12 protein-coding genes are annotated in these 16,320 nt (G+C 58.9%); 3 read left to right on the top strand and 9 right to left on the bottom strand.

From position 1 onward, the window contains the following. Positions 1-92: 92 nt before the first annotated feature. Positions 93-875: an IclR family transcriptional regulator gene (locus LOY31_RS04700; RefSeq protein ID WP_007957247.1), complete on the top strand. Its 783-nt coding sequence runs from the start codon at positions 93-95 to the stop codon at positions 873-875. Positions 876-893: 18 nt separating this feature from the next. Here the strand turns inward: LOY31_RS04700 and LOY31_RS04695 are convergent, their stop codons facing one another. The 4 genes from LOY31_RS04695 to LOY31_RS04680 form a co-directional block, all read right to left on the bottom strand. Continuing rightward, positions 894-3,287 carry a dermonecrotic toxin domain-containing protein gene (locus LOY31_RS04695; protein ID WP_221533415.1) on the bottom strand — a complete coding sequence of 798 codons (2,394 nt, stop codon included), beginning with the start codon at positions 3,285-3,287 and terminating at the stop codon, positions 894-896. A gap of 178 nt (positions 3,288-3,465) precedes the next feature. Beyond that, positions 3,466-6,009, bottom strand: a complete 2,544-nt coding sequence (locus LOY31_RS04690) for a LuxR C-terminal-related transcriptional regulator (RefSeq protein ID WP_258712917.1) — start codon at positions 6,007-6,009, stop codon at positions 3,466-3,468. A 139-nt stretch (positions 6,010-6,148) separates the two neighbouring features. Beyond that, on the bottom strand, positions 6,149-7,516 hold the full coding sequence (locus LOY31_RS04685; RefSeq protein ID WP_011332510.1) for a DUF1329 domain-containing protein: 1,368 nt from the start codon (positions 7,514-7,516) through the stop codon (positions 6,149-6,151). Between the two features lie 23 nt (positions 7,517-7,539). After that, entirely contained in the window at positions 7,540-9,333 is a 1,794-nt protein-coding gene (locus tag LOY31_RS04680; RefSeq protein ID WP_085746956.1) for a DUF1302 domain-containing protein, read from the bottom strand. Positions 9,334-9,959: 626 nt separating this feature from the next. Here LOY31_RS04680 and LOY31_RS04675 point away from each other — a divergent pair. Beyond that, positions 9,960-12,071, top strand: a complete 2,112-nt coding sequence (locus tag LOY31_RS04675; RefSeq protein ID WP_258712916.1) for an S-type pyocin domain-containing protein — start codon at positions 9,960-9,962, stop codon at positions 12,069-12,071. Beyond that, the gene (locus LOY31_RS04670; RefSeq protein WP_221533413.1) at positions 12,068-12,328 is read left to right on the top strand and encodes a hypothetical protein; all 261 of its coding nucleotides are present in this window, start codon (positions 12,068-12,070) and stop codon (positions 12,326-12,328) included. The genes LOY31_RS04675 and LOY31_RS04670 overlap by 4 nt, the downstream gene beginning before the upstream one ends. A gap of 44 nt (positions 12,329-12,372) precedes the next feature. On the opposite strand, the gene LOY31_RS04665 is transcribed toward LOY31_RS04670, so the two are convergent. From LOY31_RS04665 to LOY31_RS04645, 5 genes are all read right to left on the bottom strand, one after another. Next, positions 12,373-13,284: an SDR family oxidoreductase gene (locus tag LOY31_RS04665; protein WP_221533412.1), complete on the bottom strand. Its 912-nt coding sequence runs from the start codon at positions 13,282-13,284 to the stop codon at positions 12,373-12,375. Positions 13,285-13,436: 152 nt separating this feature from the next. Further along, a complete protein-coding gene (locus LOY31_RS04660) occupies positions 13,437-14,339 on the bottom strand; it encodes an alpha/beta fold hydrolase (protein ID WP_221533411.1) in 903 nt (300 codons plus the stop codon). Continuing rightward, positions 14,339-15,121, bottom strand: coding sequence for a class II aldolase/adducin family protein (locus LOY31_RS04655; protein WP_007957227.1), 783 nt, complete (start codon positions 15,119-15,121; stop codon positions 14,339-14,341). Before LOY31_RS04655 ends, LOY31_RS04660 begins: the two co-directional genes overlap by 1 nt. 132 nt (positions 15,122-15,253) lie before the next feature. Further along, on the bottom strand, positions 15,254-15,940 hold the full coding sequence (locus LOY31_RS04650) for an LrgB family protein (RefSeq protein ID WP_221533410.1): 687 nt from the start codon (positions 15,938-15,940) through the stop codon (positions 15,254-15,256). Next, positions 15,930-16,316: a CidA/LrgA family protein gene (locus LOY31_RS04645; protein ID WP_221533409.1), complete on the bottom strand. Its 387-nt coding sequence runs from the start codon at positions 16,314-16,316 to the stop codon at positions 15,930-15,932. The genes LOY31_RS04650 and LOY31_RS04645 overlap by 11 nt, the downstream gene beginning before the upstream one ends. Positions 16,317-16,320: the final 4 nt, after the last annotated feature.

Below are 16,320 nucleotides of genomic sequence, written 5' to 3'. Positions count from 1 at the left end.
TTTATCGTAATTCAATTACGCATAACGTAATTTGCTCGCTATCCAGCGTCAAGCTATAAAGACGCCCATTCGTTCCGGGACACGGCAGCACCATGGAAAAAACCAGCGACAGCAACGGCAAACAGAAAGTCCGCTCCGCCGAAGTCGGCACCGACATCCTCAAGGCCCTGGCCGAGTTGTCGCCGTCCACTTCGCTGTCGCGTCTGGCCGAACATGTGCAGATGCCGGCGAGCAAGGTTCACCGTTATCTGCAGGCCTTGATCGCCAGCGGTTTTGCCGAACAGAACACCGCCACCAATCACTACGGTCTCGGCCGTGAAGCGCTGCGCGTGGGCCTGGCCGCACTCAACAGTATGGACGTGCTGAAAGTCGCCGCCCTGCCGCTGGCCGAGTTGCGCGACGAACTCAACGAAACCTGTTTCCTCGCGGTATGGGGCAATCAGGGCGCGACCGTGGTGCACATCGAACCGGCGGTGCGCGCGGTGACGGTAGTGACGCAACTGGGCTCGGTATTACCGTTGCTCAGTTCCTCCACCGGCCTGGTCTTCGGCGCGTTCCTGCCGCATCGGGAAACCGATGAATTGCGCGAGCAGGAAATCGCCAGCGGCGGCCATCCGCTGGCAGACGAAAAAGCTTATGCGGCGTTGTGCGAACAGATCCGCGAACGCGGTCTGCATCATGTTCACGGCTTGCTGATGCCCGGCGTCGATGCCTTGTCGGCACCGGTGTTCAACGCTCTCGGGCAGGTCGCTGCGGTATTGACCATCGTCGGCCCGACCTCGCTGTTTCATGCCGACGAAAACGGCCCGGCGGCGCAGCGGTTGCTGGCGGCGACGCGGGCCGTGAGCTGGCGGATGGGGTTTGACGCCCGCTAGTCAGATGACTTCAGCCGGTTACAGCAACAACGTCTGGCTATCGCTGGCCGACTCTTCTTTCAGGATCTCCTCGAGCAGTTCCTGAAAACGCTCGTAGCCGAGACTCTGGCCAGTGGCCGAAGCCACCAGACCGACGACGGTGTTGGCGTCACCCAGAAGCTGGATCAGGGTCTTCTGAGCCTTGGTCGCTTCTTTCCCTCCGGGAACCAGAGAGGCCAGGTCCAGCAACGCATCCTTGAAATGGTTGAACGCTGTTTCCCGATCTCCGTACTTGTAAGCCTGGGCACCCTCGAGAACATTCCTGGTGATCTGCACCGCCGAAAGCGCCAGCCCCACCGGTGGAATAACCATGCTGACCACCGTTGCAGCCAGAACTGACGTGTCATAAACCAATTTCCCGATGATTTCACCAAGGCTGGTCGTTTGTGCGTCCACATCGGAAATAATCCGTTCTATGCGGGCGTTGTAACTCGCCCGCAACGACTGCACACGGCTGTTCATCTCAAGCACGGGCGGGCTTTCGGAGATGTTCTTGAACTCGATGTTATTGACGAAAGTCCCGATGATCGGCTGCTCGATGTATTTGACCCGTTCATAGAAATACTGGCCGAGAGCGTTTTCCCTGATCGACGCAAAGAGCTGATTCATCGGGCGGTAATGGATACCATCGGGTGCGTTGGGCGTGTAGAGAATCTCGGTGATTTTTCCGCCCTCTACCAATCTGAAAACGTAGACGCCTTCAATCAGGCAACGCTTCAAATGCAGTTTGAACACCGCACTGTATTGCACGTTGGTGACGGTTTCTCCATAAGGAGGAAACGATGGATCCGAGGCCTTGTCCAGCCCTGCGATCAAACGATTCAACTGTTCAGCCAACCCTGGGGACATCTCGCCGGAAAACTGGCTGGACAATACCGCCCGGTACATCTCGGCTTGCTGCGCTCTAAAATGTATTTCCCGCTTAAGCTCATAGTCTGGATGTTTATTGTTCAGATAAACCGAACGCAACATGGCAATGTACTTTTCTCCCGGGCGCAATGTTCGGGACCAGCTTGCCAATTGACGAATATCAAGATTGTGCAGCGTTGGATGACCTGCACTCACGCGAAAGCGCGGATAAATACCTGGCAGCTTGCCCTCCACTTCACGCACAGTGAACGGCGTCTCTTTGATAATGATCCGCGACAACGAAATTTCTTCACCCTGCTCCAGCTCGACAATAATCTCATCAGGATTGACTACGACGATTTCCCCGGATGCTTTCAGCAGGTCTTCTATTTTATTTTTTATGAGATCACGGCAAAAAGTCTCATAGGGAACGATGCCGGCTTCGCGAGCGTTGACGGTATAGAGGGCCTTCAACTCAGTGTTCAATCGAGCGTAACGCTGACGAAGATCGGCAGACGAGTTTCGATAGCCAACCGGCTGGACAAGACTCTCCTGGGCCAGGTCCCAGGACACTTGATAGAAAACCGCCTCTGCAAGAATCCCTTCGGGTGCCTCGGGCCATTCGTAGAAGTTTGCGCCTTTCCAGGCACTCGGAAGTTGCTGAAGCTGTTTCGCATACTTCGTCAATGCGCCCCTCTCCTGAGGATGCGCCTGGGACGTCAGATAGCTCACGCCCTCGTCAGTCCTGACCCAGCCGGCCACCTGAAACTCGAGCTCGCGAATATTGGGGAACGCGTACCAGTCCCGCCCGCCAGGCGAGCCTGGAGCGTACAAGGCGCAGGCGCCATAGGGATTGCTCTTTTGCTGGAAAGCCGTCAGGTCCCTGAAACCATATCGGTATCCCTTCAACACGAACGCCGATGCCGAAATGCTGCGGTCCCCCTGCAGGAAGCGCTCGACCATCTGCATGCTCGACTGATTGAGGTGTCCCTGCAAAGTCGCCGAGAACGCGCTGAAAGCAATGCGAGTTCCCAAGGCTCCCAACAATGCGATTTGCACGCCGTAATCATCAAAGGACTTTCGAAGCGCTTCGAAGTAATCCGATCGGATATCGACCCCGGACAACCAGTTTTCCACGCGTGCTTGAGTCAAGCCTGAAGGAATCTGACCTTCGAACTTCATTTCAGACCGGTGGTTCTGATCATGCAGACCGAACAATGCCAGCTCCAGTAACGAACGCTTATCCTCTTGAACCAGCGTGCGACCAGCCATTTGAATGCTGAAGCGGGAAACGACACTGACACTTTCCGGATCAATTCGAGCACCCAATGCGCTGTTCGTCCATTCCTGAACACGTGCGGATGCATAGGTCTTCAAGGATGCCGATTTGCCCAGCATTTGCCTGAGCTCCGCTTCCTGGCCAGCCATTTGCTGCATCAGGTATTCATACTTCTGTTGATTGTACGAGCTGGTGCCAGCGAGCCATTGCGGACGAACGCCGAGGGTATCTTTTAAATCGTTCATTGCGAGTTCCTTGCAGCATCAAAAACTAAATGACACAACGCCATTTATTCAATGCAACAAAACTAACGCTCAACAACCCCGACTAAAACAAGCGACCCGTTACTTCACATTTTGAATATTTAATAATTATCTCCGAGAAGAAACCGAACAAATAAATCATTCTCCCGCTGTAACGCCGCTATACATCCAGACCCAGTATCTTTGCACTGGCCACTGCTTGCGTTCTGCGCTCGACACCCAACTTTCCATGTATACGCCTGGCATGAGTCTTTACCGTATGTAAGGAAATAAACAGCTGATCTGCAATCTGTTGATTGGAATACCCTTTGGCAATCAGTCTCAAAACTTCCAGTTCTCGCTGACTGAGCAATGCGCCACCGCTCGAACTGACTGCACAAGGTGTCTCGGCAACCCCGTCAATCAGTTCGGGACGGCGCATTTTCAGTTCATGCAGCGCCTGATGCAGTCCATGCAGGCTGGCCATTTCACAACCCGCCTGCAAATGAGATCTGGCCAACAATTCGTCACCCAGCGCGAACGCGACCTCGGCCAATGCCAGGTGGAGGTCGGTTTCCAGAGAAAGCATTCTGCAATGCCGGGCGGTTTCCAGAAGCTGCTGGAGGCGCGCGATCGGGCAGTGAGCCTTGTGTAATTCAACCTCGGCCAGGATCAGCAAATACTCGATACGTGGAATCAGCTCCAGCGTCGCAGGTGGAGCCTGCAATGCACCGGGTCCCTGATAGTGTCGCAGCAGGCGGGTCATCGCCTCGCAAACCAGTTCGTTACGTCCTTGCTGCAGCCAGAAAAGGCTGCTGGCGTGCAACAAGGCACCGCGATAGACCGTGTCCGGAATCTGCCGCAGTTGCATCAGCCGCTCGGCATCGCGCAGGCACACGAAAGCCTGTTCGTAATCCGCCTGGTTGGCGGCCAATTGCGCCAGTCCGATGAAGCCATACAGCACGCGCTTGTCATGATTGCGTTTGCAGTCCTCCAGGCCGGCCTGGAAAAACCCTGCGGCGCGGGCGTCCAACCCCTGACTCAAAGCCAGCCGCCCTCGGCGTAACGCGATTCTTCCCATCAACGGTGTCGGCCGATTCGATTGCTTGCCAAGCAAATCGTGGACATTGGCCAGAAGGCTTTCAGCCCGGGACGCTGTGCCGCGCTGCTCCAGCAATTGCGCATGATCGAGCTCAAGCAGTGCCTCGAACACCAGCGAACCTTGCGCGCGTGCCAGACACAGCGCCTGGCGGTTACAGGCATGCGCAACGTCGAGTTCGCCTCTTAAAAGTGCTTGCTGGGTCAATCCGGACAAACACATTGCCCGAGCGATCCAGCTGTCCGCATCCAGTACTTCCAATGCTTGAGAGAAGTGCTCTTGGGCAGCCCCCATCCGCCCCTCGAGATGCGCGAGCCAACCGCTCAACGCCTGCCAGCGTGCAATCAGCTGACACTCACCCTGTGCAGAGGATTGCGGCAGGAAACACGAAAGACGCGCAATGCATTGCCCCGCCTGTTCAAAGCGACCGGCAAACAGCAACGCCGCCGTCATCAGTCCGACCAGCTGTGGCGAACTCATTGTCAGCTCACCGCCGCGGATTTCATGCAGCCGTAACAACAGCACCACCGTTTGCTCTTCGAACAGATGCTCGAAGCTGAAGTGCTGCAACAGACTGATGGCCGCCTCATGTTCTTCGGCCAGGAGAGCCTGTTCAAAAGCCGAGCGCCAGTCATTCGCGGCAGCGAACCACTGGCATGCCCGACGATGCCAGGAACGCCCCGATGGCCACTGCTCTTCGCGAATGACGTGCGACAGTGACGGGCAAACCTGCAGCCAGTCGGCCGAATCGTTCCAGGGCTCGATAAAGCAGCCGAGTACTTGCAGCGTGCGCAAGTACTGCGCGCCCTCTCCGGCACCAAACAGGTGTTCACAGAGCTCGGCATTGAACCGCGGCAAATGCGCCAGCACACGCCAGGCCTCGGCGAGTTCCGGGCTAAGACCACTGAAGAGTTCGTGTTGCAGGTAGTCCAGCAAGGTGTCCATGCGTTGCTGCGGCAAGGTCTTTTGCGACCAGTCGCATTTTTGCATCAACAGCATCCGCACCCCGGCGCACCAGCCGCCGCTGCGCTGGAAGATGCGCCCCGCCACGCTGTCGGCCTGGGCGGGAGGCAAGTGTCGCAACGCTTGTGCGATTTCGTCCAGGGTCAGCGCCAACGCCGCCCCTTCACATTCGTACAGGGCATCATCGAGCAACAAGCGGGGCCAGTTGCAGGACGGACGACGCCGCGTGCCGATCCACCACGTCAGGGCCGGACTGCTGACCGCCAGCATCCGGTCGAGAAAGGCATCCAGTGCAGGCTCCGGATATCGGCAGTAATCATCGATCAGCACCCACGTTGTCGAAGTACGCCGCGCCAGTTCATACAGCAGTGATGTCTCGTCTGCGCCTGTCAGTCCCATAGTGCGCGCCAGCCGTTCGCAAAATTCGCCAACGCTCAAGGACGAGCCCGCCAGCGGCAACCAACACAGCGTGCAATTGACGGGCGCCTGAAGCAGGCATTCGGTGAGCAGCGCGGTCTTGCCGCTGCCGGCCGGTGCGCAGACCAGTTTGACCCGCGCCGCTGACTCCAGCAGAGCCCCGCAAAGACGCGGACGCGCAAGGTGATGGGAAGACAGTCTCGGGAGAAAACCCGCTCGATCCGGAGCGTGGGTCATGGCGGTCATCGGGTACGCCTTTTTATCGTTGTACGCTCACCCTAGCCCTCTCCCCGGCGCTTGTTGACGAGTATTCAGTACGCTGATTGGCGCCCATAAAAAAGGCGACCGTACGGTCGCCTTTTGCCTTGCCCATGTATCGAAACCCTTACCGTACGCCCTCGGCGCGCAGGGCCGACGGGGTGTAGTCGGCGGCCTTGGCTTCGAAGCCGAATTCGAAGCTGTGCTTCTCTTCGTTCTTCATCCCTAGGGCAATGTAGCGGCCGGCGATGATGTCGTAGAGCGCTTCGAGGGTGTAGGCCTGGGCCTGGTGATCGTAGTAGTACTGAGCGTGCCCTTCGGCCACTCGCCACAGTTGCCCGCGACCGTCGTAGTGATCGGCCAGCGCCACTTGCCAGCTGTCCTCGTCGATGTACATGTGGCGCTTGGCGTAGATGTGCCGCTCGTTCGGTTTCACCGTGCCGACCACTTCCCAGACCCGGTGCAGTTCATAGCGGGTCAGGTCCTGGTTGATGTGTCCGGCCTTGACGATGTCGTCGTACTTGAGGCTTGGCGAATCGAGTTTGTAGCTGTTGTACGGAATGTACATTTCCTTCTTGCCGATCAGTTTCCAGTCGTAGCGGTCCGGCGCGCCGGAGAACATGTCGAAGTTGTCCGAGGTGCGCAGGCCGTCGGCAGCGGTGCCCGGCCCGTCATAGGCGACCTGCGGCGCACGCCGCACCCGGCGCTGCCCGGCGTTGTAGATCCATGCCAGGCGAGGTTCCTTCACCTGATCGAGGGTCTCGTGCACCAGCAGCACGTTACCGGCCAGACGCGCCGGCGCTGTCACCGACTGTTTGAAGAAAGTCAGAACGTTGGCGGCTTTTTCCGGATCGAGATCCTTCATCAGTTGCGGCACGGCGATCTCTTCTTCAAAGCGGATCGGCGTGTAGCTGCCATTGGTTTGCGGGGTAACCTGCGTGATGATCCGCCGCAGGTTGCCGCCGTGATAACGGGTGATGTGGTTCCACAACACCTCGACCCCGTTCTTGGGAATCGGGAACGCGTAGTAGCGATTGCCGGTGAAGTTGGCCAGACCGTTACCGTCGTTGATCGTGGTGACGTTGAGCGCGCTGCGCTTGGCCGACTCGTAGATTTCCGGCGGCACGGCTACGGTGCGATGGGTCGGGTAGACCGGAATCTTGTAGGTTTCAGGGTAGCGCTTGAACATCGCGACCTGACCGTCGGACAGCTTGTCCTTGTACTTGTCGACGTTGGCGGCGGTGATGGTGAACAGCGGTTTTTCGCTGGCGAACGGGTCAGCCAGGAAGCCCTTGCTGTCGACCGCACCGGCGTTTTTCGGGATACCGCCGGTCCAGGCCGGAATCGAGCCGTCGGCGTTGCCGGCCTTCTCGGCGCCCAGCGGCGTCAGGCTGGTGCCGAGCTTGTTGGCTTCGTCCGGCGACACCGCCGCGATCACGTTGGCGGCCAGCAGGCTCAGGGCCAGGACACCGCATTGCAGAATCATCTTGCGCATTGCATTCATCCTTCTCGGGCAGATCAGAAGTTCACACCGAAGCTCAGGGCCACGAAGTCACGGTCTTCGAGGGTGTTGTAGTCACCACCGAAAAAATCGGTGTAACTCAGGCTCGCGGTATAGGTGTTGCGGTAGTCGGCATCGACCCCGACGCTGACAGCCTTGGCGCCTTCGTTGAACAGACCGTTAGGGCCATAACCGGCGACGTCGTGGGACCAGGACAGGTTGGGCTTGAGGTTGATCCCGCCGATCACGTTGGCGTAATCGAGGATCGCCCGGGCGCGATAGCCCCAAGAGGTGGAGGTGACGAAACCGTCGGTGTCACCGCCGAAACCGTACTGGCCGTAGACCGAGTCACGGCCGTAACGCAGTTTGCTGCGCGACTCCAGGCCACCGACCCGCACCACCGCCGCTTCGCCGACCAGGGTCAGACGCTGAGCGCCCCAGACCTGATCGAAAAAGTGCGTCAGCGTGCTCTGGATCTGCGTCACTTCCTTGCGCCGGTAGCCCTTGTTGTCGGCACCCGGCGAGGTAACCAGCGGCGACGCGGCACCACCGGCAATCGGATTGAGCAGGGCCAGAGTCAAGTCGTTGGTGTTGACCTGCACCGGCGCGTTGGGCCGGTAGCTGATCTCGCCGGTCCAGGCGGTGCCGGTCGGCAGTGTGGTGGAGAAACTCGCGCCGTACAGGCGGATGTCTTCCGGGTATTCGAGGTAGTACTGACCGCGCCCGAGCATCACGCTTTGCGCCAGCCCCGAACCGCTGCCGGGCGCCAGCCGGTTGGCGATCCCGACCATGCCCGGCAGCGCCGCGAGGGTCGACAGCCCGGCGGTGCTGGTGCCAACCGTCGGCGTGCGGCTGTGATAGTTCATGAAGTAGAGGCCGTACTCGGTGTCATCGCCGAGCCAGCGCAACGCCGTGCCCCATTGCCCGGAATCCCGCGCATCGCGGTCGCCGCCACGGGGCACGATCACGCCTTCGCGGGTGACCTGGATCGGCTGGCCAAAGGCTGCAGCCAGCGGCGCCAACGGGGCGATCGCCGGGCTACCGACGGTGTAGCCGTTGTTGCAACCGTCCGCCGCCACGTCGACACCGAAGAAGGTGCCGCAGTTGTCGAGGACGGTCTGATCCCATTCCAGTTGATAGAAGCCCTCGACCGTCAGTTGATCGGTCAACCCCTGAGAGGCGAACAGCATGTTCACCGGAATCAGCCCTTCCTTGATCTCCGCACCTGGCCGGCGGAACGCCGAGACGTCGATCGGGTTGATGCTGTTGATCGAGTTGCCGATGAAGGTGCTTTCGCCCCAGCTCACCACCTGCTTGCCGGCACGCACGGTGCCCGGCAGATCGGCGATGGAATAGTTGTGATAGACGAACGCATCGAGAATCTGCGCGCCCGAAGACTTCGCGCCCTCCTTGCGGCCCTTGTCGCTGATCTGTTTGAACTCGCGGTCTTCGTCCTTGAGTTCGAAGTCGTACCAGTACTTGCCGCGCACGAACACACCGGTGTCGCCGTACTTCAGTTCGAGGTCGTGGATGCCCTTGAAGATCTTGGAAAAGGTCTCGCCCTTCTTGAAGTTCAAACGCCCGTCATCACCGGTGGAAGACTGGCCGGTCCCGCCGTTGACCGTACCCACCAGCGACTTGTCGGCATCGCGCATGCCCCAGCTCGCACCCACCGACAGCGACGAATCGAAGGTGCCTTCGATTTCCCCGATATTGAAAGCGACCGCGTGCGCCTGGGCACAGCAACCCAAGGCCACCGCAGCGGCGAGCGCGTGCGGTGTGAAGATGGCGCGCATTGTTGTTTTTGTCATGCGTCTTCCCCGGTGAGTGACAGAAGGCCTCACCCTACTGCCGCCACACGGGGACGATAAGCGCACCAAGGAGGTATTCACGCTGTCGCTCGAAAGGATGAATCCCCGCCTGCGACAAGGCTTTGCGCCCGCCATGAACAGGCTGGATGCACCACTATCAACGCAACGGATAATGACGACTGCGGTGCGCCCCACTGTTACATGCTCCGTAACAGTGCATGTCCGGAATCGCTATTTTTCCCTGAGGCGCCAGCCCTTATTCTGAGCGGGCTTTCACGGCAGACCGCCAGCAAGCACGAAGTCCGCGACCGAGTCGTCGGCAACCGATTTCTGATGGACCGAAGCGTTTTCGATCCCTCGCCCCGGTGTTCACTGACGTTGATTTGTAGCTCCTTGATCCAACGTCTTACCTTGGCCGCTGCGTTTGCAGCGGCCTTTTTTATGCCTGCGAAAAAGATCACATCGTTCACTTATGGAAGATTCCGAATAGCTCGTCAGATATTTCCATTTTAAAACGGGAAATACCCACTCTTTTTAATACCCGCTCAAATTTCATACAGATTAATTCGCCATCAACTACAGCCTAATCAGAATCAGGCCAACACATCTTGCTGTAACTTGATTCCATGCAAACGCTTGTCGGCGCTACGACTTTTTGCCGGCTTATTACAAACCTGCTTATTCAAAAGGATATGGATATGGCAACCCCTCCATCAGGAAGATTGGAAATAGGCATTAACGACGCCGTCCATATACGAGGCATTGCACCACGCGACACATTCATTATGCCGCCATCCCATTCGCCCAGAATTCCTCACGGCAGCGGGATGTTTGGCCATGGGCATGGCATGCAAATGACCGCCCACTCCGCTCATATGATCGCACACGCCATGCAATCAAATATCAGTGTTCTGGAGAGTGAATATCAAACCCGTACGACTCAATTACCACAAACAATTGAACATGAATTAGCGACGATTCGGCAGGAGGGCTCCAATCATTATCTACCTCCCACGCAAGCGGTTATTCGCGAACTGGACATTCGCAACAGATTGATAGCGCGCAAGACGGTAGTACTTCAGCAACAAAGCGCCATCGCTAACCAGTTCTTCGGCAGTGACCCTGCCAATAAAACGCTGCCCGAATTTATCCAAAAGGCTTCGCAGATGGAGCCGCAGATCAAGCCCTATGGCATAGCCATACAAGCTTGGACCGTTTCGTACCGCGCGGCTCATGAAGTGAGGCTGCTGTCCCAGACCATCGACATTCTGAGTCGACAGAACACCAACTATTACACCTGGCTTGCCGCCTCCCAAGCCAACGACCGGGAGCTGGCCAGGCAAACAGCCGAACGAGCCCGAATCGCTGCTGAACAACACCGTCAGCGAGCACTCGCAGAGGCGGCACGGCAGCAAAAGGTGCAAAAGGAAATCCAGGCCCGTGAAGAGGCGCGCCTTGCAGCGCTGGCTGAGGTGCAACGGCTTGCCGCCGAGCAGGCGCGAATCGCCGCCGAAGCCATCGCACAGCAGATGGCTGCCGAGCAGGCACGTCTGCAAGCGAAAAACGCCCCGAACGGACAATCCCCCGTCGTTGCCAATGCCGGATCAATGGCCGCATTCGGCCCCACCTTCAGCGGGCCGCTTGGCGTCTTTGGCAACAACCCGGCAACTACGCTGGCACTCAGAACATCGCTGCGAACGGCGGTGTCCCTGGCGCTGACGGGTATATACACAGCGGCTGCGCCGGTAATTGTCGGGTTCGCCGCTTTGCTTGCACCCTCGAGACTGGGCAACGGCGATCTTTACTCTGCCAGCGTTCCACTGTCAGACCTGGCACCCGACTTGAGCAGCGATGAGCTGTATCAGTCAGCCGCCATTGGAGGAGATGTCGATCTGCCGGTCAGGCTCGGTTCATCGACGATGGGCGACAAAATCGAGTTCGTTGTAGTCACCACGGACGGTCTGACTGTCCCCGCCAATGTACCCGTCAGGGCCGCACACTTCGACGCTCGCACAAACACCTACGTTTCCACTGCCAGCGACACCAACGGCCCCACGCTGACCTGGACGCCATTGGTAGATCAGCTGAATCCCTCGACGGACTTGCCGCAGGCCGATTCGGAACTGCCGATTTACGACGGTGCTGAAGTAGTTCCTGGAGAGGGGCGGATCGACCCGTTTCCTGAACTGGATCGGTATGAGTTGGGTGGGTTTATCACGGTCTTTCCGATTGAGTCGGGGATACCGCCTCTGTATGTGGTTTTCAGCAGTCCTTATGACGGAGGCGTCGAAGATGGCGAGCACAGTGGCCGCGCATTCAACCCCAAAGAAATCGGCGGCTCAATTCTTGATTTGGCATGGACACCTGTAACTGCAACATCAGAAGGAGCAACTATCGTGAAACTGCACATATCCAGATTTCCTGAATCGGCCGCCAATAAGGTAATGCTTGACCGCCTGGAAAAAATCATCAGCGGAGAGCTTGAAATAACGGACACAGACAAGCGCTTCTATACTCACGAGTTAAGGGAGCTGGAAAGATTCAGGGCCTTGGGGTATGGCGATACCGAGCGGCCTGATCCAGATTCACCTGTTTGGAACAATGTGCACACAGCAACATTGGAAGACTTCAAATTGAAGGATGACGCTTCTCTGCTCTATACACCTGAAGCGCTGGCAGCAGACGCAGAACAAGCAGAACGCGCATACCAGCAGTTGTTGAAGGAGATGTGGAAATGAACACCGTCGAACAGATCGTAAAAAACGAGCCTCTGGATGACATCGTTGCGGTATTCGCGCTGATCAAAGCAAATCCACATCTGGACAGGATGATCAGACTCTACAACCGTGACATCCTCAAAGAGTATGGCGCACTCGAAAACGCCTACTCCCGCCTCTTCGCCGCCGGGGTACTTGCTCTCGGAGAGCACGGCCTGGCGATCAAAGGCCCGAACTGGTCCCCTCCAAAATTCATGATCGAAAACAGATACACCTGATCGGCAAATCGGCCACCAGGCTCTCACCTGGTGGCCACTTCAGGTTACAACGAATACTTCTGCAGATTCCCCATCATTTCCTTCAGCGCCTCGATGTTGTCCTTCGGATGCGCCGCACCTTCGAAATCACAGATCTGCTGCCAGTGCGCCGCGACGTCTTCCGGGGAAAACCCGACGCGAGGATCGAACCCGGCGCCCAGGCTGCGCTCCCAGCGTACCTTGCCCATCCAGCCGCCGCCGACTTCGAACAGGCCGGAAGTTTCCTGGCATTGTTCGCTGGCCAGGTACACCACCAGCGGGCTGACCAGCTCCGGTTTGAGTTGTTCGAACACTTGCGGCGGGATCAGGCCTTCGGTCATGCGGGTGCCGCCGGTGGGGGCGATGGCGTTGACCAGGATGTTGTTCTTGCGACCTTCAATGGCCAGGGTGCGGGTCAGGCCGTAGAGGCCGAGCTTGGCCATGCCGTAGTTGGACTGGCCGAAGTTGCCGTAGATGCCCGAGGTCGATGCGGTGAAGATCACTCGCCCGTAGTTTTGCTCACGCAGATGCGGCCATGCGGCACGGGTCACCTTGTAGGCGCCTTCGACGTGGACGCGGTAGACCAGATCCCAGTCGGCGTCTTCCATTTTATGGAAGGTCTTGTCGCGCAGGATCCCGGCGTTGTTCACCACCACGTCGACGTGGCCGAACACATCGAGCGCGTTCTGCACCAGTTTGTCGCCGTCGGTGACGGAATCATGGTTGGCCTCGGCGATGCCGCCGGCATCACGGATTTCCGCTACCACGCGATCAGCGGCCGAAGCGTTGGCGCCTTCGCCCTGGGTCGAGCCGCCGAGGTCGTTGACCAGCACTTTGGCGCCCTGTTTGGCGAACAGCAAAGCGTGAGCGCGTCCCAGGCCACCACCGGCTCCGGTGACGATCACGACTTTATCTTCGAAACGCACAGACTCATTCATCGGGGCAACTCCAGCAGGCCTGAGGGACAGTGTCCCGGAGTGTCAGGCACGACGCGTTCGGTCACAACGAACACGGCTGGGGCTGAATGGTGCGCGATAAGGCTGGGGGATGATGAAAACGTGCCGAGGCGCCAGGCGCCTGCGGCACGAATTCAGGAACACGCCACCTTGCGCGGCGGCAACACGAAGTGATCGCGAAACTCGAGGTAGTGCTTGAGCACCTGCACCGGCGCTTCGGTTTGCGGGTAGTGTCCGATGCCCGGCAACAGCACGGTGTCAGCGTCGGGAATCAGCGCGCGATAACGCTCGACCATGTGCGCGCCGGAAATCGGATCGACTTCGCCATCGATCACCCGCAGCGGCACCTCGCCGCGCTGCATCGCCGCGACCCAGCGATCACGCTGAACCCGGCGCTCGGGAATGTAGTGAATCAGCTTGTGCATGACCCGCGGCCCGCGATTGCATTCGATCAGGCTCCAGAAATCATCCATCTCGCTTTCGCTGGGCCGGGTGTCAGGGCCGAAGATCTGCCGGAAATTTTTCACCAGCGCATCGCGAGTAAACGCCCGGCCAATCATCCAGCCCAACGGGCTGAGCAGCAGTTTTTGCGTCAGCAACGGCCGATGGGTTTCCGGGAACAGACCACCGTTGAGGAACACGCAACTGGCGACCTCGCTCCGGTCTTCGTAATGCCGGGCCAGCAGTTCCTGGGCAACACTGTCGCCGTAGTCGTGGGCCAGAACGTGCACCGGTTGTTCGACCTGCAGATGCGCCAGCAAGGCCTGTTGCAGATCGGCCTGCTCCAGCAGGCTGTAGGTGTGATTCAGGGGTTTGGCCGAGTCGCCGAAGCCGAGCATGTCGCAGGCAATCACCCGGTAGCGCTGGGACAGCGGCTGCCACAGGTAATGCCAGTCCCAACTGGCCGTCGGGAAACCATGGATCAGCAGCAGCGGTTCTCCCTGCCCGGCCGTCCAGTAGCGGATCGGCTGACCACGGAAGACAAACGTCTGGCTGCGTTTGCGCCAGGCACTCAGAGGGATCTCGGCGAGAGGCATTAGAGTTTATACCCGGGGTCTTGTTTATCGAGTTTGCGCAGCAGCGCCGGCCAGGCCAGCGCGCCACCCATGCCTTGAGCACTTTTGGTGACGCCGGCGATCATCGCCTTGGCGCCCGCCAGAATCTGCGGTTCGATGGCGATCAGTTCGGCACCGCCAGTCTGCGCCATGACCTGGATGTCGCACGCACGCTGAAAGGTGAACATCATCAGGAACGTGTCGGCGATGGTGCCGCCACAGGTCAGCAGACCGTGGTTGTGCAGCATCAGAAAATTGCTGTCACCGAGATCCGCCTGCAACCGCGCTTTCTCTTCATGGTTGAGCGCCACACCTTCATAGGCGTGAAAGGCCAGGCTCGACAGCACGAACAGCGATTGCTGACTGATCGGCAACACGCCCTGCTTCTGCGCCGAAACCGCGACACCGGAGGCGGTGTGGGTGTGCAGCACGCAGGCCACATCGTGCCGCACTTCATGCACGGCGCTGTGGATGGTGTAGCCGGCGGGATTGATTTCGTATGGGCTGTCCATGAGTTTGTTGCCGGCCTGGTCGACCTTCACCAGACTCGAGGCGGTGATCTCATGGAACATCAGGCCGAACGGGTTGATCAGGAAATCTTCGGTGCCGGGCACCTTGGCGGAAATGTGGGTAAAGATCAGATCGTCCCAGCCATGCAGCGCGACCAGACGATAACAGGCGGCCAGATCGACCCGGGTCTGCCATTCCGCGGCACTGACCTGGTCTTTGACGTTCACGGATGAAGGGACGGGGGCTACGCTCACTGTATGCACCTCTGCGTTCTTATTGTTTTTGCGTGTGTCAGCAGTCTAGTCAGCCCCGGACAGTCGCGTAGTTGCATTGGCAGCCAGCTTGATGACTGAACGAGTCAGCTACGCAAACAGCTTGGATCCATGTCAAAGCAACGACGCCAACAAAGGCGCGGCGAACAGATTGAGCAGCCCGGTGAGCACCATCACCAACCCCGCGACCGAGCCTTCCTCACCGCCCACTTCATGGGCCCGGCTGACCCCGGCACCGTGCGCCCCGACGCCGAACAACGCACCGCGCGCCAAGGCACTGCGCAACGGCAGCCACTTGAGCAGCACGCCACCGAGCATCGCGCCGAACACACCGGTGAACATCACGAACACCGCTGTCAGCTCCGGCACACCACCAAGGTCCTGCGCCAGCGGCATGGCAAACGGCGTGGTGATCGAACGCGGCACCAGCGACAGCGTCACCGAACTGTCCAGCGCCAGTGCTTTCGCGAGGCCGAACGAAGTGGCGATCGACGCGGCGCTGCCAGCCAGCATGCCCAACAACAACGCCGACCAATGGCGCACGAGCAATCGCCGCTGCTGCCAGATCGGCACTGCAAACGCCACGGTGACCGGACCGAGCACCAGCATCAGCCAATGGGTGTTACTCGAATATTCGGCGTAAGCGGTGTGCAGCGGCACGGCAACCGCCAGCAGCAACGCGGGGACCAAAATCAGCGGCGACAACACGTAGCGCCCGGTCCGGCGATACAGCCAGCGACTGAACAGATAGGCCAGCAACGTAAACGCCAGCCAGAACATCGGCATCAGCTCAAGCTTCATGGGACCGCCTCAGGCGCACGGCCAGTTCCACGGTGAACGCGGTCACCAGCATCACCATCAATGTGCTGGCCGCGATCACCAACAAGATCCGCCAGCCGTCATCGCGCAGCAATGCGCCGTAATCCAGCAGGCTCATCAGCGCCGGGATGAAGAACAGCAGCATCTCGGCCATTAATAACCCAGAGCCCATTTGCAACGCCGCCGGTTTGACCCAGCCGAACGCAAAACCCAGCAGCAACAGGGCCATGCCGATCACGCCGCCGGGAATCGGCCAGGCCAGCCACGCTGCGATCTGGCAGCCGAGCAGGTAGAGAGCGAGCAGCACGGCCAGTTCGGCCAGCAGGCGGGAGAGGTATTTAACGGTCGAGGTTTTCATCGGG

It is taken from the genome of Pseudomonas sp. B21-021, from assembly GCF_024749205.1.
In the GTDB taxonomy this organism is placed as follows: Bacteria; Pseudomonadota; Gammaproteobacteria; order Pseudomonadales; family Pseudomonadaceae; genus Aquipseudomonas; species Aquipseudomonas paraglycinae.
The sequence above is the reverse complement of the archived record's forward strand: the minus strand, read 5'-3'. Positions and strand labels throughout refer to the sequence as shown.